This window comes from Thalassospira sp. MIT121401 (genome assembly GCF_047125595.1).
GTDB classification, from domain to species: domain Bacteria; phylum Pseudomonadota; class Alphaproteobacteria; order Rhodospirillales; family Thalassospiraceae; genus Thalassospira; species Thalassospira povalilytica.
This window is the reverse complement of the sequence record NZ_CP138926.1, coordinates 4462510-4482625: the sequence shown is the minus strand read 5'-3', so window position 1 is coordinate 4482625 and position 20116 is coordinate 4462510. Positions and strand designations below refer to the sequence as shown.

16 protein-coding genes are annotated in these 20116 nt (G+C 55.5%); 2 read left to right on the top strand and 14 right to left on the bottom strand.

The window, feature by feature from the left end; translation table 11 throughout:
• The first annotated feature begins 7 nt into the window (after positions 1–7).
• Positions 8–796, top strand: coding sequence for an RluA family pseudouridine synthase (locus SIB88_RS20515; RefSeq protein ID WP_412558955.1), 789 nt, complete (start codon positions 8–10; stop codon positions 794–796).
• Here SIB88_RS20515 and SIB88_RS20510 read toward each other — a convergent pair.
• The 11 genes from SIB88_RS20510 to SIB88_RS20460 all read right to left on the bottom strand — a co-directional run bounded on the left by SIB88_RS20510 (position 743) and on the right by SIB88_RS20460 (position 14756).
• Complete coding sequence (locus SIB88_RS20510; protein ID WP_068519924.1) at positions 743–1669, bottom strand: AEC family transporter; 927 nt, start codon at positions 1667–1669, stop codon at positions 743–745. The two genes, SIB88_RS20515 and SIB88_RS20510, sit on opposite strands and share 54 nt — an antisense overlap.
• A gap of 56 nt (positions 1670–1725) precedes the next feature.
• Positions 1726–2172 (bottom strand): methylglyoxal synthase, encoded by a 447-nt coding sequence (locus SIB88_RS20505; RefSeq protein ID WP_412558954.1) that lies wholly within the window; start codon positions 2170–2172, stop codon positions 1726–1728.
• A gap of 59 nt (positions 2173–2231) precedes the next feature.
• Positions 2232–2771 carry a hypothetical protein gene (locus SIB88_RS20500; RefSeq protein WP_412558953.1) on the bottom strand — a complete coding sequence of 180 codons (540 nt, stop codon included), beginning with the start codon at positions 2769–2771 and terminating at the stop codon, positions 2232–2234.
• A gap of 158 nt (positions 2772–2929) precedes the next feature.
• The gene (lpdA, locus tag SIB88_RS20495; protein ID WP_412558952.1) at positions 2930–4336 is read right to left on the bottom strand and encodes a dihydrolipoyl dehydrogenase; all 1407 of its coding nucleotides are present in this window, start codon (positions 4334–4336) and stop codon (positions 2930–2932) included.
• A gap of 24 nt (positions 4337–4360) precedes the next feature.
• A complete protein-coding gene (gene odhB, locus SIB88_RS20490) occupies positions 4361–5626 on the bottom strand; it encodes a 2-oxoglutarate dehydrogenase complex dihydrolipoyllysine-residue succinyltransferase (RefSeq protein ID WP_068520028.1) in 1266 nt (421 codons plus the stop codon).
• Between the two features lie 105 nt (positions 5627–5731).
• Complete coding sequence (locus tag SIB88_RS20485; RefSeq protein WP_250280576.1) at positions 5732–8644, bottom strand: 2-oxoglutarate dehydrogenase E1 component; 2913 nt, start codon at positions 8642–8644, stop codon at positions 5732–5734.
• 69 nt (positions 8645–8713) lie between these two features.
• Positions 8714–9589 carry a succinate--CoA ligase subunit alpha gene (gene sucD / locus SIB88_RS20480; RefSeq protein ID WP_068519920.1) on the bottom strand — a complete coding sequence of 292 codons (876 nt, stop codon included), beginning with the start codon at positions 9587–9589 and terminating at the stop codon, positions 8714–8716.
• 2 nt (positions 9590–9591) lie between these two features.
• Positions 9592–10821, bottom strand: coding sequence for an ADP-forming succinate--CoA ligase subunit beta (sucC, locus tag SIB88_RS20475; RefSeq protein WP_228196313.1), 1230 nt, complete (start codon positions 10819–10821; stop codon positions 9592–9594).
• A gap of 141 nt (positions 10822–10962) precedes the next feature.
• Positions 10963–11913: a malate dehydrogenase gene (gene mdh, locus SIB88_RS20470; RefSeq protein WP_068519918.1), complete on the bottom strand. Its 951-nt coding sequence runs from the start codon at positions 11911–11913 to the stop codon at positions 10963–10965.
• 588 nt (positions 11914–12501) lie between these two features.
• Positions 12502–13629, bottom strand: a complete 1128-nt coding sequence (gene zapE, locus SIB88_RS20465) for a cell division protein ZapE (protein ID WP_289078561.1) — start codon at positions 13627–13629, stop codon at positions 12502–12504.
• Between the two features lie 137 nt (positions 13630–13766).
• Positions 13767–14756: a CorA family divalent cation transporter gene (locus tag SIB88_RS20460; protein ID WP_068520026.1), complete on the bottom strand. Its 990-nt coding sequence runs from the start codon at positions 14754–14756 to the stop codon at positions 13767–13769.
• Positions 14757–14931: 175 nt separating this feature from the next.
• On the opposite strand from SIB88_RS20460, the gene SIB88_RS20455 reads away from it, so the two are divergent.
• The gene (locus tag SIB88_RS20455; RefSeq protein WP_206928286.1) at positions 14932–17535 is read left to right on the top strand and encodes a mechanosensitive ion channel family protein; all 2604 of its coding nucleotides are present in this window, start codon (positions 14932–14934) and stop codon (positions 17533–17535) included.
• Positions 17536–17564: 29 nt separating this feature from the next.
• Here SIB88_RS20455 and SIB88_RS20450 read toward each other — a convergent pair whose 3' ends face one another.
• The 3 genes from SIB88_RS20450 to nadA all read right to left on the bottom strand — a co-directional run bounded on the left by SIB88_RS20450 (position 17565) and on the right by nadA (position 19926).
• Positions 17565–17921: an NUDIX hydrolase gene (locus SIB88_RS20450; RefSeq protein ID WP_412558951.1), complete on the bottom strand. Its 357-nt coding sequence runs from the start codon at positions 17919–17921 to the stop codon at positions 17565–17567.
• Between the two features lie 67 nt (positions 17922–17988).
• Positions 17989–18828 carry a carboxylating nicotinate-nucleotide diphosphorylase gene (gene nadC / locus SIB88_RS20445; protein WP_412558950.1) on the bottom strand — a complete coding sequence of 280 codons (840 nt, stop codon included), beginning with the start codon at positions 18826–18828 and terminating at the stop codon, positions 17989–17991.
• Between the two features lie 75 nt (positions 18829–18903).
• On the bottom strand, positions 18904–19926 hold the full coding sequence (gene nadA / locus SIB88_RS20440; protein WP_101247289.1) for a quinolinate synthase NadA: 1023 nt from the start codon (positions 19924–19926) through the stop codon (positions 18904–18906).
• Between the last annotated feature and the right edge of the window lie 190 nt (positions 19927–20116).

Genomic DNA, 20116 nt, shown 5'->3' with positions numbered 1-20116 from the left:
CGTATCAATGACCCATCCGATTGCCGAAGATCTTATTGCGCATGTATTGCACCGTGACTCAAGCGTCATCGTGCTGAACAAGCCACCGGGACTGGCATCGCATGGCGGGCCGAAAACCTATTTCCATGTTGATGCCTATTTGCCGGATCTTAAATTCGGTATTCAGCCTGAACCGACCCTGGCACACCGTCTTGATCGCGATACGGCCGGGTGTCTGTTGCTGTGCCGTCATCCGAAATCGTCCAAGAAAATCACCCGCCTGTTTACCGAAAAGAAAATCGGCAAGACCTATTGGGCGGTGGTGCGTGGTGCGATGGCAGATGACCATGGCTTCATTGATGCCCCGATCGGCAAGATCAATGATGAAAGCGGCTGGCAGATGGTCGTCCATGACGATGGGCAGCCGTCAAAGACCGAATACACGGTTCTTGGCCGAGGCAAGGATGCTGACGGTCACGATATCACCTGGCTTGAACTGGTGCCCCATACCGGGCGCACCCATCAGTTGCGTGTGCATCTTGACCATATCGGCCATCCGGTGGTTGGCGATCCGTTTTACGGGCGCGGGGACGAACCGCCGATCTTTGGCGCGCCGCCGACGCTGATGCTGCTATCGCGTCAGATCATTGTACCGTTTCATGCCGATCGTGATCCGGTCGTGGTCGACGCACCGCCGCCCGAACTGATGCGTCCGGGGCTTTCTGCCTGTGGCTATGACGGGGATTATGCCGCCCATGCCAGCTCAATTGATGCTCAATATACCGGCGATGACAGCGACGCTGAAGGCGGAGAGTAATGTCTCAAGCGTGATGATCGATGCCATGGCATCGGGATCACCATTGAGCTGACGCGCCAGGATATAGGCATTCCCGGCGCACGGCATTCCGGCATAGAACACGCCCATCGCCAAAACCATGCCATCAACCCCCGCCAGATGCAGACAGATGCCCGTAATCAGCGGAAGAATGGCAAGCTTGATGGTGGTGGCCAGTGTGATGGCCCAGATTGCCTTTTTGTTCAGAATAAATTTAAGGCCGGCACCAACCGAAAGCAGGCTAAGCGGCAGGGCCGCCGTCTTGAAAAGGGCGGCGGTATTTTCGATGGGTAGCGGAACGTGAATATTACTCACATTCAGGATGGCGCCCGCACCAGCCGCGATAATGATCGGGTTTTTGACAATCCCGTTGATGATGCGCGTAAGGCTGCTTTTACCACCACTAAACGCACTTAACACCACCACACCCAGCATGTTGGTGGCAATCACCATGACCGCGACAAAGACAATGGCAAGTGCCAGGCCCTCGGCCCCGTAAAGCGCGTCGGCGACCGCCAGCAGCACATAGCTGTTATATCGAACCGACCCCTGAAAGATTGATGTAAATAGCGGCGTATCGCGCGTGATCAGGGGCCGCAGGATCAGCAAGGCGGCCGACAGCCCAAGGGTTGCTGCAAGGGTAACACCGACTGCTGTGCCTGCATTGCCGCTTGAAAAATCCGCCCGGTAAATCTCGACAATCAGAAGGGATGGCAACAACAGGTAATAGGTCAGCCGATCAATCCCGGCCCAGATATCCGATCCGGTAATCAGATAACGCTTCAGCGCAGCCCCAACCAGAATGGCGGCAAAAATCGGAAAGATCGCAGCAATCAGTTCATAGGCAAGTGACATGGCGGACGGGGCGCTCCGGGACGGGTGGCGTATATCGGGCAGGGGCGATTAATTCATCAGACTTTTCGATTGTTGTAATCGGCAAAGACCTGTTCCGGGGAATGATCGCGATATTGTTCGCAGATTTCCTCGAACCGGGGATTGCTGATCAGAAGGTCGGCCGTGCTTTGGTTGCACGCAATCGGCACTTCATACAGGTTCGCCAGCCGGATCAGGGCACGGACATCGACATCATGTGGATGGGGTGTCATTGGATCGGTGAAAAAGAACAGGGCCTGTAACTGCCCATGTGCAATCATGGAACCAAGTTGCTGATCCCCGCCAAATGGCCCGCTTTTAAGCGGATGGATATCAAGTTCTCCAAACCGTTCCTGCAAAACCCGCCCGGTGGTGCCAGTGGCAAAGATGCGCATGTTGGCAAATGCGTCCTTGTGCTTTTCCAGCCAGTCCGCCATTTCGCGTTTGCGACGATCATGGGCAACCACGCCGATGGATAGGGTCATGTGCGCTCTCCGGGCCTTGGAATTTGAATGATCATACTAATCCTCAAAGCCGGTTTGCGTCACGCCCGAAAAGTCAGACCTTTTCGCAAAGCTGCATTGTCAGAACGACTTAGCCAATCTCTAAGACGAAGAATGGAGTTCGCCTTTTTGGAGCGGAAGCCTAACGTGTCTATGGCTCTTCGCAGCAGGCTGTTTGGTTTAAGTTTCATTGCGCCGACCAAGAAGGATACGTCACTCCCAACGCGCATGAAGTCTAAGCTCTCGAAAGCCGCCTTCGAGATGATGTGCCCAGATTTGTGGAATCCCATATTCATATGCAGACTTTTTCCATCAGCAAGAGCAGCTAGCAAATCCTCCGTGTCGGGTTCGTATCGGTTGGACGCAAACACCTGCCGAACTTCGATGCCTGAATACGTAAATGGGGCCACATCAAGCAGGAGGCGTAGATCAGGTCTCAGTTGGGTAGACAAGCTTACAAGTGTGCCTGTCAGAACATTTTGACCGGCCTTTGAGACAAAATCCCAAGGCTCGCCTATTGATGCTTCAAACTGCCTGCCGAGTAATACGTTCTGTTCCGGGAGTTCGTCACACTTGCTCATTAAGTCCACTAAGCCTTTGACTGTGAAGTACAAGCCTAATTTGCGCCTTTAGCTGCACTTGTTATGGGGAAGTGTATTTTAGATTCAAGGATTGCCCAAAACAAAACGACCGCCCCAAATGCATGGGACGGCCGTTTGAAGATCAGGTGACTGATCAATTACATGTGGATTGCGCGTTTGTCCGCGTCCAGTGCCGCTTCCTTGACGACTTCGCCAAGGGCCGGGTGGGCGTGGCAGGTGCGTGCGATGTCTTCGGCGGATGCGCCGTATTCCATCGCCAGAACCACTTCGGCAATCAGATCGCCAGCAGCCGGGCCGACAATATGCGCGCCGACGACACGGTGCGTTTTCTTGTCTTCAAGCAGCTTGACGAAACCATCGGTGCTTTCCATCGCCTTCGCACGGCCATTGGCGGTGAAGGGGAATTTACCGACAGAATATTCGGCACCTTCTTCCTTAAGCTGTTCTTCGGTTTTGCCAACAGAAGCAACTTCCGGCCAGGTGTAAACAACACCCGGGACCTTGCTGTAATCGACATGGCCTTCTTCGCCGGCAATCATTTCTGCAAGGGCAACGCCGTCTTCTTCCGCCTTGTGGGCAAGCATCGGACCGGCAATGGTGTCGCCAATCGCAAAGATGCCGCCAACATTGGTCTGGAAGTATTCGTCGGTTTTGACACGACCGCGTTCGTCGAGTTCAACACCAACCTTGTCCAGGCCAAGACCGGTAACATAGGGACGACGACCGATGGCAACCAGAACCACGTCAGCTTTGAGTTCCTCTGCATCGCCGCCTTTGGACGGTTCAACAGTCAGGGTCACGCCGGACTTGGTGGATTTTGCCGCGGTTACCTTGTGGCCGAGTTTGAATTCAAGACCCTGCTTGGCAAAGATGCGCTGGGTCTGTTTGACCAGCTCGCCATCCATGCCCGGCAGAATGCGGTCCAGGAATTCAACAACGGTGACTTCGGCACCCAGACGACGCCAGACGGAACCAAGTTCCAGACCGATGACGCCAGCACCAATCACAACCATCTTCTTCGGCACTTTCGGAAGAGTCAGCGCACCGGTCGAAGAGACGATTTTTTCTTCGTCAATTTCAACACCCGGCAGCGGGGTGACTTCCGAACCCGTCGCGATGACGATGTTCTTGGCATTCAGGGTTTCTTCGCCACCATCAAGAAGGGCAACCTTGACCGAGGTCGGCGAGGTGATCTCGCCGGCACCTTTGACATAGGTAACCTTGTTCTTCTTGAACAGGAACTCGATGCCTTTGACGTTGCTGTCAACGACCTTGTCCTTGCGGGCCATCATCTTTTCAAGATTGACCTTCGGCTTGGAAACTTCGATGCCGTGGGTATCGAAATGTTCCGAAGCTTCTTCGAACAGGTGGGAAGAATGCAGCAGTGCCTTGGACGGAATGCAACCGACATTCAGGCAGGTACCGCCAAGTGCACCGCGTTTTTCAACGCAGGCAACCTTAAGGCCGAGCTGTGCGGCGCGGATGGCGCAAACATAACCGCCAGGACCGCCACCGATCACGACAATGTCGTAGTTCTCACTCATGAGTTCTTTGATCCTTTTGTCTGATCAGATGTCGAGCAGGATGCGTTCCGGGTTCTCGATGCATTCCTTGACGCGTACCAGGAACGAGACCGCTTCGCGGCCGTCAATGATACGGTGGTCATAGGACAGTGCCAGATACATCATCGGACGAATTTCAACTTTGCCGTCGATTGCGACCGGGCGCATCTGGGTTTTGTGCATGCCGAGGATACCGGACTGCGGTGCGTTCAGGATCGGCGAGGACAGAAGCGACCCGAAGACACCACCGTTGGAGATGGTGAAGGAACCGCCGGTCATTTCATCCATGCCAAGTTTGCCGTCACGGGCACGTTTGCCGAAATCGACAATGGTGCTTTCGAGTTCGGCAAAGGTTTTTTCTTCGGCCGAACGGATAACCGGAACAACAAGACCCTGCGGGGTACCAACGGCAACGCCGATATCGCAGTAGTTTTTGTAGATGAAGCTGTTGCCGTCGATTTCGGCATTAACAGCCGGCCATTCTTTCAGGGCCGTGGTGCAGGCCTTGATGAAGAAGGACATGAAGCCAAGCTTCACGCCGTGCTTCTTCTCGAAGCCGTCTTTGTACTGGTTACGGCAAGCCAGAAGGTTGGTCATGTCCACTTCGTTGTAAGTGGTCAGCATGGCCGCGGTGTTCTGGGCTTCTTTCAGGCGGCGCGCGATGGTCTGGCGCAGCTTGGACATTTTGACGCGCTCTTCACCGTCACGCAGTTCACGTTCCGGCTTCGGCGCTGCCGGGGCCGCAGCAACCGGTGCAGCCGCACGTGGTGCCGGTGCGCCACCAGCAAGATAGTTCATGACGTCGCCTTTGGTCAGACGGCCATCTTTGCCGGTTGCCGGGATGGCGGCCGGGTCAAGATTGTTGTCTTCGACCAGTTTGCGAACTGCCGGCGGCAGCGGATGGTCGGTGTTGGCTGCGGTGGCAGCGGCCGGCGCAGCAGCAGGAGCCGGTTTGGCTTCTTCTTTCTTGGCCGGAGCTTCTTCCGCCTTGGCTTCTGCTTTTTCTTCTGCCGGAGCAGCAGCAGCGCCTTCGGCACCTTCGTTGATCATGGCGATCAGGGCGCCAACTTCGACTTCGTCGCCTTCACCAACAACCAGTTCAGCAATCGCGCCGGCAACCGGTGCGTTGACTTCAACGGTCACTTTGTCGGTTTCAAGTTCGACAATCGGTTCATCGGCAGCAACAGCTTCACCGACTTTTTTGTACCATTTTGCCACCGTGGCTTCAGATACAGACTCGCCCAGCGCGGGAACTTTAACTTCAGTCGCCATTTTTTCCTCGACCGTTTTTTCAATCAGGCAGTGTGGGTCTGCCATGATGCGAATGAATTCTAAATGAACGTATTGAACGGGCGATTGCTCGCCCGTTCGGTAAAGTTATTTTACGCTTAGTGCCGCATCGACTAGTTCGGCCTGTTCACGCAGGTGGGCCTTCAGAAGACCCGTTGCCGGCGAAGCCGAAGCTGCGCGACCAACGTAAACCGGACGACCCGCCTTGTGCGAAATGCTCGACAGGGTGGCTTCGATACGACGATCGACGAAGAACCAGGAACCCATGTTCTCGGATTCTTCCTGACACCATACGACATCAGCATTCGGGTATTTCGCAAGTTCCGTTGCCAGTTCTTTTTCCGGCCACGGATAAAGCTGTTCGACACGAACCAGGGCAACATCTTCGATGCCGCGGTTTTCGCGCTCGGCGAGAAGATCGTAATAGACCTTGCCCGACGACAGAACGACGCGTTTGACCTTTTTGGCATCTACCAGCTTGCCGGTTTCCTCGATCACAGGCTTGAATGTCGTACCCGGACCGAATTCGGACAGGTTCGACACGCACTGCTTGTGACGCAGAAGCGACTTCGGTGTCATCAGGATCAGCGGCTTACGGAACGAGCGACGGATCTGACGGCGCAGGATGTGGTAATAGTTTGCCGGTGTCGTGACGTTGGCCACCTGCATGTTGTTTTCACCGCAAAGCTGCAGGTAACGTTCCAGACGGGCCGAACTATGTTCCGGACCCTGGCCTTCGTAACCGTGCGGCAGAAGCATCACCAGACCCGACATACGCAGCCATTTGGCTTCGCCCGAACTGATGAACTGGTCAATGATGACCTGTGCACCGTTGGCAAAATCACCGAACTGGGCTTCCCAAAGAACCAGCGAGTGCGGCTCGGCAAGGGAAATACCATATTCAAAGCCCAGAACACCGGCTTCGGACAGCGGCGAGTTGAGAACTTCAAGCTCGGCCTGACCGGTGCGGATGTTGTTGAGCGGGGTGTATTTGGCCTCAGTGGTCTGGTCGACCAGTTTGGCATGACGCTGCGAGAAGGTACCGCGCTGGCAATCCTGACCCGAAAGACGGACCGGGGTGCCTTCGCACATCAGCGTACCGAACGCCAGTGCTTCGGCGGTTGCCCAGTCAATACCTTCGCCGGTTTCGAACATCTTCGCCTTGGCCTTCAACTGACGAAGGATTTTGCGGTTGATGTCGAAATCTTCCGGTGCGGTCGAAAGCGCACGGCCAACTTCCTGAAGAAGATCTTCGTCGACGCCGGTCTTGCCGATCCAGTCGGCATCTTCGCCATGCGAGGATGCAAGTCCGGACCATTTGCCTTCAAGCCAGTCAGCCTTGTTCGGACGGTATGCTTCGGACGCCTTGAACTCTTCATCAAGATAATCCTGGAACGACTTGTCCAGTTCCTTGACGCGTTCTTCGGTCAGAAGACCTTCCTTGATCAGCTGCTGTGCATAGATGTCCTTGGTGGTCGGGTGTTTGCCGATCACGTCATACATCTTCGGCTGGGTGAAGGCCGGCTCGTCGCTTTCATTGTGGCCAAAGCGGCGATAGCAGAACATGTCGATAACGACGTCCTGTTTGAATTCCTGACGGAATTCGGTCGCGATGCGGGCCGCATGAACCACTGCTTCGGGATCGTCACCATTGACGTGCAGGATCGGTGCCTGAACGACTTTGGCAATGTCCGAGCAATAGGGCGAAGAACGGGAATCGGTCGGCTTGGTCGTGAAACCGATCTGGTTGTTCACAACAAAGTGGATGGTACCACCGGTACGATACCCTTTGAGGTGCGACAGATCGAAGGTTTCCGCAACAAGACCCTGACCGGCAAAGGCCGCATCACCATGCAGGAGGATACCCATGACCTGCTCGCGATTGGTGTCTTTGCGCTGGGACTGTTTTGCACGGACCTTACCAAGGACAACAGTGTTCACCGCTTCAAGGTGCGACGGGTTCGCCGTCAGCGAAAGGTGAACGACATTGCCATCAAATTCACGGTCGGCGGACGTACCAAGGTGATATTTAACGTCACCCGAGCCCATCACGTCGTCCGGTTTGGACGGGTTGCCCATGAATTCCGAGAAGATCGCGCGGAACGGCTTGGCCATGACATTGGCAAGAACGTTCAGACGACCACGGTGCGGCATACCGAACACGACCTCGCGGATGCCAAGCTGGCTGCCACGTTTAAGGATCTGTTCGAGCGCCGGGATCAGGGCTTCGCCACCGTCAACGCCGAAACGCTTGGTGCCGACATATTTGGTATGCAGATAGTTTTCAAAGCCTTCGGCTTCTACCAGGCGCTCAAGGATGGCTTCCTTGCCGCGTGCAGTAAACTGCGTCTGGTTGCCGATGCTTTCGATCCGCTGCTGAATCCATGACTTCTGTTCAGGTTCCTGAATGTGCATGAATTCGATACCGATCGACCCGCAATAGGTTTTGCGCGCCAGAGAAACGATCTGGCGAATGGTCGCGGTTTCAAGACCCAGAACGTTCGCGATGAAAATCGGACGGTCCATGTCGGCTTCGGTGAAGCCATAGGTCTTGGGATCAAGTTCCGGGTGTGGTTCACGCGGGGCAAGGCCCAGCGGATCCAGATTTGCTTCCAGATGGCCGCGCACACGGAAGGATCGGATCAGCATCAGTGCGCGAATGGAATCATTGGCCGCAGCGCGGATGGCATCAGAATTGACCTGTGCCGCTCCCGGTGCTGCGAGGGCTGCCGGTGCATAGGCCACCTGGGCCTGACGTTCGGCATGTCCCTGTGAGACGTCGTATCCCTCCATGCCGCCAACAACCTTGGTTTCCCGCGGCTGCCAGCTCGGCCCACGCATTTCTGCGAGGAGTTCGGAGGCGTCGTCCTGCAACCCGTCAAAAAACTCAGCCCAGCTCTGGTCAACCGCAGACGGGTTCTCCAGATACCGGGCATAGATTTGAGCGATGTAGGTTGCGTTCGACTCGTTAAGAATCGTGTCGAGATCTTGAGGTTTCATTTGTGGTCGGAAGGCATGGTCCCCAAGACAGGACCACGCCCCCCCTTGCCTTTCCTCTGACTACCCAGATTAGCCCTTCAAAGCCTTCAGCATGGTCGAGCCGAGGCTTGCCGGGGAATCGGCAACAAGAACGCCAGCGCTGCGCATGGCTTCCATTTTCGCGTCGGCAGTTCCCTTGCCACCCGAGATGATCGCACCGGCATGGCCCATGCGTTTACCCGGAGGTGCGGTAACACCGGCGATGAAGCCAGCAACCGGTTTCTTGACTTTGGAAGCCTGCAGGAATTCACATGCTTCTTCTTCAGCCGAACCACCGATTTCACCGATCATGATGATGCCTTCGGTTTCCGGATCCTTCAGGAACAGGTCGAGGCAGTCGATGAAGTTGGTGCCGTTGACCGGGTCACCACCGATACCGATACAGGTCGACTGACCCAGGCCAGCGGCCGTGGTCTGTGCAACTGCTTCGTAGGTGAGCGTACCGGAACGCGAAACGATACCGATTTTGCCGCGGCGGTGAATGTGACCCGGCATGATGCCGATTTTGCATTCGTCCGGGGTAATGATACCCGGGCAGTTCGGGCCGATCAGGCGGGTCGAAGAACCTTCGAGCGCGCGCTTGACGCGAACCATGTCAGCAACCGGAATACCCTCGGTGATGCAGACAGCCAGTTCGATTTTTGCATCGATGGCTTCAAGAATTGCATCTGCTGCGAAGGGCGGCGGAACATAGATTACAGAAGCATTTGCTTCGGTAACGTGTTTCGCTTCGGCAACGGTGTTGAAGACCGGCAGGTCAAGGTGCTTGGTGCCGCCTTTACCCGGGGTAACACCGCCAACCATTTTGGTGCCATATGCAAGAGCCTGCTCGCTGTGGAAAGTACCCTGCGAACCAGTGAAACCCTGGCAGATAACTTTGGTGTTTTTATCGACGAGAACAGCCATAGTTACGCGGCCTCCTTCACAGCTTTGACCACCTTCTCGGCGGCATCGGCAAGGTTGTCAGCCGAAACAATCGGCAGACCCGATTCTTCGAGGATCTTCTTGCCAAGTTCGACATTCGTACCTTCAAGGCGAACAACCAGCGGAACGTTCAGGCTGACTTCGCGGGCAGCTGCCACAACGCCGTCTGCAATCACGTCACAACGCATGATGCCACCAAAGATGTTGACCAGGATGCCTTCGACATTCGGGTCAGACAGGATCAGTTTGAAGGCCGTGGTAACGCGTTCTTTGGTCGCGCCGCCACCAACGTCAAGGAAGTTTGCCGGTGCGCCACCATAAAGCTTGATGATGTCCATGGTTGCCATGGCCAGGCCTGCGCCGTTAACCATGCAGCCGATGGTGCCATCGAGCTTGATGTAGTTGAGGCTGTGTTTGGCAGCTTCAAGTTCAGCCGGGTTTTCTTCGTCTTCGTCGCGCAGGTTTTCGATGTCCGGATGACGGAACAGCGCGTTGTCGTCGAAGTTCATTTTGCAATCGAGCGCGATGATGTCGCCTTCGCCGGTCACGACCAGCGGGTTGATTTCAACCATGGCTGCATCGGTGTCGAGGAAGCACTGGTACATTGCCGACATGAATTTGACAGCTTTGGAAACCTGCTTGCCTTCGAGGCCAAGTGCGAATGCCAGTTTACGGCCATGGAAGCCCGAGAAGCCGGCAGCCGGATCGATGTCAACGGTGACGATCTTTTCCGGGGTTGCTTCGGCAACTTCTTCGATGTCCATGCCGCCTTCGGTCGAAGCCATGAAGATCACGCGCGAGCAAGCGCGGTCGACGAGAACCGAAAGATACAGTTCGCGTGCGATATCGCAGCCTTCTTCGATGTAAACGCGTTTGACTTCTTTGCCTTCCGGACCGGTCTGGTGGGTCACCAGGGTCGAACCGAGCATCTGTTCGGCGTTTGCGCCAACTTCTTCGACGCTTTTGACAACGCGAACGCCGCCTTTATCGCCTGCTTTGGCTTCCTTGAAGGTGCCTTTACCGCGGCCACCTGCATGGATCTGGGATTTCACCACGTAAACCGGACCAGCCTGGGACTGGGCAGCTTCGATGGCTTCCTGAGCGGTATATGCAACTTTGCCATTCGGCACGGTCACACCGTATTTGCGAAGAATTTCTTTCGCCTGGTACTCATGAATATTCATGTTCGGTCGCTTTCTTGCCTTCCGTACGATTTCCTGTGGGTCAGAAATCGGGATTTCAATGTCCCCGTATATGCGGGAGGGACTTTGTTTGCGAGGCCCGCGATCATTGAAGTTTTAAAAACACCAATGATTGAAAAACGGGCCGGTCAACGACCAGCCCGCTTCGCGTTCTTAGAGCATGCCCTTAGCAGCATCGACGAGGCCGCGAACTGCGTTCACGGAATTGTCGAAGTTTGCTTTTTCGGACTCGTCAAGATTGATCTCGACGATGCGCTCAACACCGCCAGCACCCAGAACAACCGGGACGCCGACGTAAATACCATCAACGCCGTATTCGCCGCTCAGATAAGCAGCAACCGGCATGACGCGTTTCTGGTCTTTCAGGTAGCTTTCTGCCATCGCAACTGCCGAAGCAGCCGGGGCATAGAAAGCAGAACCGGTTTTGAGCAGGGCAACGATCTCTGCACCGCCATCACGGGTGCGCTGTACGATCTCGTCGATTTTCTCCTGCGTGGTCCAACCCATTTTGATCAGGTCGGGAACCGGGATACCGGCAACGGTCGAATAACGGATGGACGGGACCATGGTGTCGCCGTGGCCGCCAAGAACGAATGCGGTAACGTCTTTGACCGATACGTTGAATTCTTCTGCGAGGAAGTAACGGAAACGTGCCGAATCCAGAACGCCTGCCATGCCGACAACTTTCTTCGGATCGAAGCCGGTTGCCTGCTGCATCACCCAAACCATCGCATCAAGCGGGTTGGTGATGACGATGACGAATGCATTCGGAGCATGTTCTTTGATGCCCTGACCGACCTGGGTCATGACTTTGGTGTTGATGCCGATGAGATCATCACGGCTCATGCCCGGTTTGCGAGCTACACCTGCGGTGACGATAACAACATCAGCGCCTGCGATGTCTTTATAGTCACTGGTACCCTTGAGGTCGGCATCAAACATGTCGACGGGGGAGGATTCAGCAATGTCAAGCGACTTGCCCTGTGGCATTCCATCAACGATGTCGAAAAGGACGACGTCGCCAAGCTCTTTCAGGCCGACGAGGTGAGCAAGCGTGCCACCAATATTGCCAGCACCGACGAGCGCGATCTTGTTGCGGGCCATTCCGTTACCTTCTTCCCTATTACGCTTCCTGGGGGTCGAAACTCAACTTGGGAGCGCGATTGAAAATTTAAACCTGCGAACGCGAAATAATCGTTCGTAAACATCGAGTGTCGTAAACTGAATCGTCTCGATTTACAAGGGGAAACCCCGCTGTTTTTACGAGGAAAACCGCCGGTTCGGGGTTTGTTGCAACTATGGTCTAAACGCTTAAAAACCGTTCATGTTGCGGTTGCGAAGGGGCATGAATGCGCAGCAAAACCAAAGCCTGTTTACGATTGCGGGCTGCCTAAAGGAAAGGCAGTCTGCGCGTTTGCTGCCAATTCGGGCGTGCGATCCCGATTGCACCGCCCCAGCATTGCACGAAACGGCCATCAGCCATGCGACGGGCACGTACACGAAAAAACGCTAATACGATGAAATTTGCGCGATTGTGCGTTTGTGACATGCCTCACGCAAGAATCACCCGGCGATACGCGCCCATATGGCGAATTATTGCAACCGTTTTAAACTCTGATGGGTGGAGTCGTTTTTTGACCCATCCCGGCGGCGCGATCCGTGATCATTTGCGCGGTCGCTGTGGGGCAGAAATCAGGTCAAATGCGCCATGTCGAGATATTCCTGGCTGCGCATTTCGGTCATGCGCGACACCGTGCGCTGGAACTCGAACGAATAATCGCCGTCGGTGTAAATCTCGGTCGGGTCGCATTCGATTGCGCAGATCAGTTTGGTTTTGTGTTCATACATTGCATCGATCAATGTCCCGAACCGTTTGGCCCAGTCCCGGCGGGAATCCGGCAGTTTGGGAATGAAATCAATGACGATGGTATGAAAATGCGTGGCAAGGGCGATGTAATCCCCCGGGCCAAGCGGACGTGTGCACAGCTCGTCAAAGCTGAATTTGGCCACACCGGCCCCCGCCGCCGAGATTTCAATCTTGCGGCCCTTGATGGTCAAACTGTCGGGGGCAACGCGCGCGCCCTGTGTCAGGGTTTCAAAGATTTCATCAATTTTGCCAACGGCTTCTTCACGCTGGCACGGATACAGAAATACGTCTGCTGCGGTCAGATTGCGCATCCGGTAATCGGTGGGGCTGGCCAGTTCAAGCACATCAAGCTTCTGCTTGATCATATCGATGAAAGGCAGAAAATTCTGACGTTGCAGGCCATCCTTGTAAAGGTCATCCGGGACGCGGTTCGAGGTGGTCACAATCACCACCCCATGGTCAAACAGCTGTTCGAACAGCCGACCAAGGATCATCGCATCGGTAATATCGGTGACCTGCATTTCATCAAAACACAGCAACCAGGCCGCATCGGCCAGGTCCTTGGCGATGGGCGGGATCGGGTCGGCGTCATCTTTTTTCTTGGTCTTGCGGAACCGGTGCATGCGTTCATGCACGTCCTGCATGAAGTCGTGGAAATGCACGCGGCGCTTTTTTTCAATGTCGATGGTTTCATAGAATAGGTCCATCAACATGGATTTGCCACGCCCGACTTCGCCATAAATATAAAGCCCGGATGGCGGGGTGGGTTCTTCACGGCGCCGGGTCAATCCAAACCGTTCACGCCAGCCGCCCGACCCGGTCGAGGGTTCGTAATGGGACAGCGCGTTTTTCAGGCTTTGGAGTTTTTCCGCGCACAGCTCCTGCATCGGATCGTGGGACAGCTCGCCAGATGTGATTTTCGCGCGATAACGGGAAAGCGGGCCGTCGGTCATCAACAAGTCTCGGATGCAGTGAAAGAAATCAGCTCAATGTGCAATGTCATAGCGCCAAGACGCATTGCAATGCAACAAGGCGCTTGATGCGATTGCGCATTCTGCCCTGGGCAGGCGTCGCCAGTGATGCCCGCCTGTCAGATCAGACGCATTTTTTTGAAAAGCCAGATTTCAAAGGCGGTAATGGCCGTCAAAATCACCGCAACCGTGACAAAGCCGTACGGGTTGTCCGCCGCCGGAATGCCCCCGACATTGATGCCAAGAAGCCCGGTGACAAAACTGATCGGCAGAAACAGACCGGCAATTACGGTCAGCCAGTACATAGTGCGGTTCATCTGTTCGGTTTCGATCGCCATCAGGTTCTCGTTCACAATCTGGATGCGTTCACGAAGCGAATCAAATTCTTCGATCAGGCGGATCGTCTTGTCGGTCAGGGCCCGTCCGCGCCGTTTGAAACGCTTGTCCGACCAGGCCGGTTTCTGTTCGACATAGTTTGAAAGCGCGTCGCGCTGCGGGGCCAGATGGCGGCGCAGCCGCGAGACGGAATTGCGGATATCCGACCCGCGCCGACGCAGGGCAAGGGTCTTGCCCTCGGCAACGGTTTCCTGGTCTTCCTCGATGGTTTCGACATCTGCCTCGATGCCGCGCACGACATTTTCAAGCCGATGGATCAGCCTTTCAGCCACGGTCAGAACGAAATCATCGATGCTGCGCGGCGCGCTGTTTTGTGCAATTGCCGAACGGATATCGTCAAATGCCTTAAGCGACTGATTGCGAAGGGTAATGACCATGTTTGAAGTGACCCAGAAACGCACCGAAATCATATCGGCCGGATCGTTTTCGGCATTCAGGTTGACCCCGCGCAGGTTCAGTGAATAACCCGGATCATAAAAGAAAACCCCAGGACGGGTTCCGCGTGTTGCAAGGGTATCGGCAATCGTCGGGTCAATACCGGCAATATTGATCAGCCAGTTGCGCACCCCTTCGCCCATCCAGTCAAGATGAACCCAGACATAGGATGTCTCGCTTGGTGCTGGCAGTCCGTCTTGCAGGGTGCTCCATTCGATCGGTTTTGCCGACCCGTCCTGGTTGATCTGAAAGGCGTTGATCAGGGCCGATTTGTGCATTGGGGGCTCCTTGGCTGTTTTGCCGAAAATCATGCGGGCAATCAGCAGATGGCGATTTCATCAATCATGGGAACGAAACGTTTGATGATTCGTTACATTCTTCAGTGTAACTTGTTTGCAAATCGGGCAAAACGGTCAAATACCGGTCTTTGGGCATCAATATGGATCATCAGGCATGACTTCTCTTCGTCACGTATTCGCAGGTCTTGCAATCTGTTTGTTGGCGATGACAGCGACGCACCCTGTGGCGGCGCAAGGCGACGACAAGGCTCAGGAAGCCGTTCAGAAAATCGAACTGGAAAACGCCCAGAACCGGATTTCCGAATGGGATGATGCGCTTGGCGATCTGGAAAAGACGATCGCCCGTGACGAAGTCACCAACCGGTTTATTTCCGATGGCCGTGACAAGATCGAAACCATCCAGCTTGGTGTGAATACCCTTCATGACCGCGCAGATGAGCGGCTGAAGCGCTTTAAAGCCGCCCTTGGCAAGCTTGGCGAACCCCCGGCAGAAGGCCAGGAAGAAGTCCCCGCTGTCGCGCGAGAACGTGAACGCATTGGGCAGGACATCGCGCGCGTTACCGGGGTGATCAAGCAGCTTGAACTTGTCGATTTCCGCGCGACCGAACTTTCCGATCAGCTTGCCGCACTGGCCCGCGAACGCTTCACGCGCCGCATTCTGGGCCGGGTTGATGTGCCGCTTGATCCCGGTGTCTGGTTGACCGCGTGGGGTGAAATAGTGCGTCTGCCCAGCATGGTGCAGGCACGCTATGCCAATCTGGAACTCGAAGGTCAGGCGGCCGACGAGCTTGCCGAAATTGCGCCTGGACTTGTTCTGTTATCCTTTATCGTGATTGCGGCCCTGATTGGCGGGGAAGTCCTTGTCCTGCGCTATATGCCGGCGCGCTGGAAAGCCGTGCCGTCCGAAGACCGGGTTGCCCTGATATCGGGGACACGGTTCCTGTTTACTGCAATGGTGCCCGGGATCGCGTTGCTGGTGGCATACGGCATTCTTGATTCCCGCGAGGACCTTTTGAACGGGGCGATGGGCGATTTCATCCATCAATGCTTTGCCGCGGCCCTGTTTCTGCTTTTTGTCGGCGCGGCCATTCGCAGCGTTCATTCCCCATTTTCACCGACCCTGCGCCGGGCCGGAACGACGCCGCGCGGTGCCCGGATTGTCGGGGTTTCGTCGCTGGTGGTGGCATTGATCTTTGCCTGGGACATGGTGCTGTTGCAAGGCGCGACAACCCTTGGTACGTCGCTTGATATTGCGCTTGTCCAAAGCATTTCCAACGTTCTGATCATTTCGGTCCTGCTGTTTGTGTCGTCGCTTGGCGTCTTCTGGGTGCATGACGAAAAGGACCGGCATGAATTCTGGCCCAAACTTGAACGGCGCAGTCGCCGTGGTCTGAAGGCCGTCGCCATTCTGATGCCGGTTCTGATGGCGCTGGGCTATGTGGCGCTGGCGCGCTTCATTCTGGAAAACCTGATGATGGGTCTGGCATTCCTGACCTGTTACTGGTTGCTGCGCGGCTATAGCCGCGCATTGATGCACACCTATCTGGTACGGCCCGAACCGGCCGAAGACAGCAAAACCACCGATGCGGTGCATGGCACCCTTTATTTCTGGCTGCGTGTTCTGATCGATGTGGTGATGGTGACGATTGCCGTGCCGGTCGCGGTGATGATCTTTACCGATATTGCCTGGGTTGACCTCATCCTTGCAGTCCAGCAGGCCTTTGTCGGCATCCAGGTCGGGGGAATTCATTTCTCCCTGAAGTCGATCCTGCTTGCGGCCCTGATGTTTGTCATTGTTCTGGGCGCGATGCGGTTTTTCCAGCGGATGCTCAGTACGCGGGTTCTGCCCAACACCAAGCTCGATCAGGGGCTGCAACATTCTGTTTCGGCGATCTTCGGTTATGCCGGGATCTGTCTTGCGGTGCTGCTGGCTATTTCGGCGGCGGGCATGGATCTTTCGAACCTTGCGATCATTGCCGGTGCGATTTCGGTCGGTATCGGTTTTGGCATGCAAAGTATCGTCAACAACTTCGTATCGGGTCTGATCCTTCTGGTCGAACGACCGATCAAGGTCGGGGACTGGATCGTGGTTGGTGCCGATCAGGGCTTTGTCAAAGACATCCGGGTACGCGCCACCGAAATTGAAACCTTTGACCGGTCATCGGTTGTCATTCCGAACTCCGAACTGATTTCCAACCGGGTCCTGAACTGGACGCTTAAGGAACGGTCGGGCCGTGGCATCATCAAGATCGGCGTTTCATACGGGGCCGATGTCGACAAGGTGCGTGAAATCCTGCTTGAGATGGCCGATAAACGTCGCGAAATCCTGAGTTATCCGGCACCACAGGTCGTGTTCATGGATTTCGGTGCCAGCTCGCTTGATTTTGAGCTGCGCTATTTCCTGCGCGATATCGGTGATGTCATGGCGGTTGCAAGTTCGATCCGGTTTGAACTTGTGCAGCGGTTCCGTGACGAAGGCATCGAAATTCCGTTCCCGCAGCGTGACCTTAATCTGCGTGATATCGATAAGCTGACCGAGGCAATCCGCGATGCCGGCCGCGGTCAGACCCGACCGCGCCCCGAAACCCCGCAGGTCGAGGACAAGCAGGCCCCGCAATCGGATGATGTTGACGAACACGGTGCCGACCAGCAGGCAACACCGCCATCGGCCGCCAAGGATATTTCACGCGATCAGGACGCGTCGAGCCGCGGCATCCCGGATGCTGGTGGTGATCCGGATGCAGATGCCCCGCGCTAGGAATTGCCCGGGCCGGAAATGCAAATCTGTCAGATGTCAAAAAGTGCCGCTGTGATCTTTTGGCCCATCGGGGCCATCAGGTCACGGTCGCGCTGGGTCAGCCAGCGCAGCTCGGCGATCTCGCGGGCCGGGGCAAGCATGCCGCGATAGGCAGCTGTGAAACAGGTCATGCGCACAATCGCCCCGTCGGGCTGATTGTGGCCATGCCCGGCAAAGGTGCCGATTTCCCGGATGCTGTCATCAATCAGGGTGACGCCAAGTTCCTCGGCGACTTCGCGAATGATGGCATCGCGGGCGGTTTCGCCCGGATCGATTTTCCCGCCCGGAAGATAAAAACGGTCGCGGCCATGACTGCGCACCGAAAGCACTTTTTCCCCGTCACGCAAAATCCAGTTTGCGGTCCGGATAATCCTTTGCGGTGATTTTTGTGTGTCCGGGTGGGGCATGGTGCGATTACAGGATGGCAACATCCAGCCCGATATCAACCGCCGGGGCCGATTGGGTAATGCGTCCGACCGATACGTAATCAACACCGGTGGCGGCAATCGTCCCGATGGTTTTAAGGTTCACGCCACCCGATGCTTCGGTCTTGCAGCGGCCGTCAACAATCGCGACAGCTTCGCGCAGCATATCAGGTCCCATATTATCAAGCAGGATGATATCGGCACCGGCATTGGCGGCCTCGGCCACCTGATCAAGGGTATCGCATTCAACCTCGATCTTGGGCAGGTTGGCCGCACGGGCCGCTTCGACGCATTTGGTGATCGATCCGACAACACCGATATGGTTGTCCTTGATCATCACGCCGTCATAAAGGCCCATACGGTGGTTCTGGGCACCCCCCATGCGGGTGGCATATTTTTCCAGCTTGCGCCAACCCGGCAATGTTTTGCGGGTATCTAAAAGCTTCGCCGTTGTTTCGCCCATGGCAGCCACATAGGTGCGCGTGGTGGTGGCGATGCCCGAAAGATGCTGAAGCGTATTAAGGGCGGTACGTTCTGCGGTCAGAATACCGCGCGCATTGCCCTCAACCACGGCCAGAACGTCCTTGGCCTTGATCGCATCGCCATCTTCGCAATGCTTTTCGATTTTGGCATCGGGGACCAGTTTGCGGAAACAGTCCAGCGCGATATCAAGCCCGGCAACCACGATATCCTCGCGGGTTTCAAGGGCAACACGCAGGCGCGCATCAGCGGGCACAACGTTGTCAGATGTGATGTCGCCGGTTCCGATGTCTTCGGCAAAGGCGCGGTCGATGAATTCCGAAATTTCAGCCTGGGTCAGGACGGTCATGGTGGGTGCCGTATTAAATGCGATGGGAAAGGCAAACAGCCCCGCAATATTTGCGGGGCTGTAAGGTGATCTGGCTTAGGCCGCGTCGTCTTTTTTGACCGGAATGTGCTTTGACATTTCAAGCATGCGTTCAAGCGGTTTGACCGCTGCTACACGCAGGTCTTCGGGCATGACGATCTGCGGGCCGTTATTGACAAGACACAGATAAAGCTTCTCGAGCGTATTGAGCTCCATGAACGGGCAATTGTTGCACGCACATGATCCGTCCGCACCCGGTACAGGAATGAATTCCTTGTGCGGGGCTGCCTTTTCCATCTGGTGGATAATGTGGGGCTCGGTCGCGATCAGATATTTCTGATCCGGACCGTTGATCACATATTCCAGAATGGCCCGGGTCGATCCGATGTGATCGGCATGTTTCAGAATACCGTCATGGCATTCCGGGTGGGCTGCGATCTTGGCATCCGGGTTCTGGGTCTTAAGGCGGATCAGTTCGCGTTCGGAAAACTGTTCATGCACGATGCACGACCCGTTCCAAAGCGTCATGTCACGACCGGTTTTCTTGGCAAGGTAAGAACCAAGATGGCGGTCAGGTGCCCACAGGATCGGTTTATCAAGCGGGATCTGATCGATGATCTCGGCCGCATTGGACGAGGTCACGATAATATCGGACGCGGCCTTCACCTCTGCGGAGCAGTTGATATAGGTGATGGATACGTGATCAGGATGCTGTTCGCGGAATTTGCGGAACGGTTCGGGCTGACACGAATCTTCGAGCGAGCAACCCGCTTTCGAATCCGGCAACAGAACGGTTTTGTTCGGGCTGAGGATTTTGGCAACCTCGGCCATGAAACGCACACCGCAGAAAACGATAACATCGGCATCGGTTTCGGCAGCCTTGCGCGACAGGTCCAGACTATCGCCGACAAAGTCGGCAAGGTCCTGAATTTCCCCATCCTGATAGTAATGGGCCAGAATGATCGCGTTCTTTTCCTTTTTCAGGCGCTGAATCTCAGCTTCCAGATCAAGGGTCGGATCAATCTGCATTTCCGACATTGCGTCAGCAGAAGCTTCGGCAATGGTGATCATTTCATTCATGGCGTTGTCTCATCTCGCCTGTTTGCAAGCCGGAGATAAGTCGCGGGGCCCGGCATTGCAAGTTAATGACAGTTTGAGAACTGAATATCGCCATTAAGCAAGGATGGCAAGGAAATGGGGCAGTTATTCACCCGGTCATGCACCAGACGCAGGACATAAAATTCCACCCGCCACCTTGATGGCGGGCTGG

Coding starts and splice junctions, on each gene's coding strand:
- zapE (WP_289078561.1), bottom strand. CDS start 13,629: ATGACCGACGGCCCGCTTTCCCGTTATCGCGCGAAAATCACATCTGGC.
- nadA (WP_101247289.1), bottom strand. CDS start 19,926: ATGAATGAAATGATCACCATTGCCGAAGCTTCTGCTGACGCAATGTCG.
- SIB88_RS20455 (WP_206928286.1), top strand. CDS start 14,932: ATGACTTCTCTTCGTCACGTATTCGCAGGTCTTGCAATCTGTTTGTTG.
- lpdA (WP_412558952.1), bottom strand. CDS start 4,336: ATGAGTGAGAACTACGACATTGTCGTGATCGGTGGCGGTCCTGGCGGT.
- SIB88_RS20515 (WP_412558955.1), top strand. CDS start 8: ATGACCCATCCGATTGCCGAAGATCTTATTGCGCATGTATTGCACCGT.
- SIB88_RS20500 (WP_412558953.1), bottom strand. CDS start 2,771: ATGAGCAAGTGTGACGAACTCCCGGAACAGAACGTATTACTCGGCAGG.
- SIB88_RS20460 (WP_068520026.1), bottom strand. CDS start 14,756: ATGCACAAATCGGCCCTGATCAACGCCTTTCAGATCAACCAGGACGGG.
- SIB88_RS20510 (WP_068519924.1), bottom strand. CDS start 1,669: ATGTCACTTGCCTATGAACTGATTGCTGCGATCTTTCCGATTTTTGCC.
- nadC (WP_412558950.1), bottom strand. CDS start 18,828: ATGACCGTCCTGACCCAGGCTGAAATTTCGGAATTCATCGACCGCGCC.
- SIB88_RS20485 (WP_250280576.1), bottom strand. CDS start 8,644: ATGAAACCTCAAGATCTCGACACGATTCTTAACGAGTCGAACGCAACC.
- SIB88_RS20505 (WP_412558954.1), bottom strand. CDS start 2,172: ATGACCCTATCCATCGGCGTGGTTGCCCATGATCGTCGCAAACGCGAA.
- sucD (WP_068519920.1), bottom strand. CDS start 9,589: ATGGCTGTTCTCGTCGATAAAAACACCAAAGTTATCTGCCAGGGTTTC.
- odhB (WP_068520028.1), bottom strand. CDS start 5,626: ATGGCGACTGAAGTTAAAGTTCCCGCGCTGGGCGAGTCTGTATCTGAA.
- mdh (WP_068519918.1), bottom strand. CDS start 11,913: ATGGCCCGCAACAAGATCGCGCTCGTCGGTGCTGGCAATATTGGTGGC.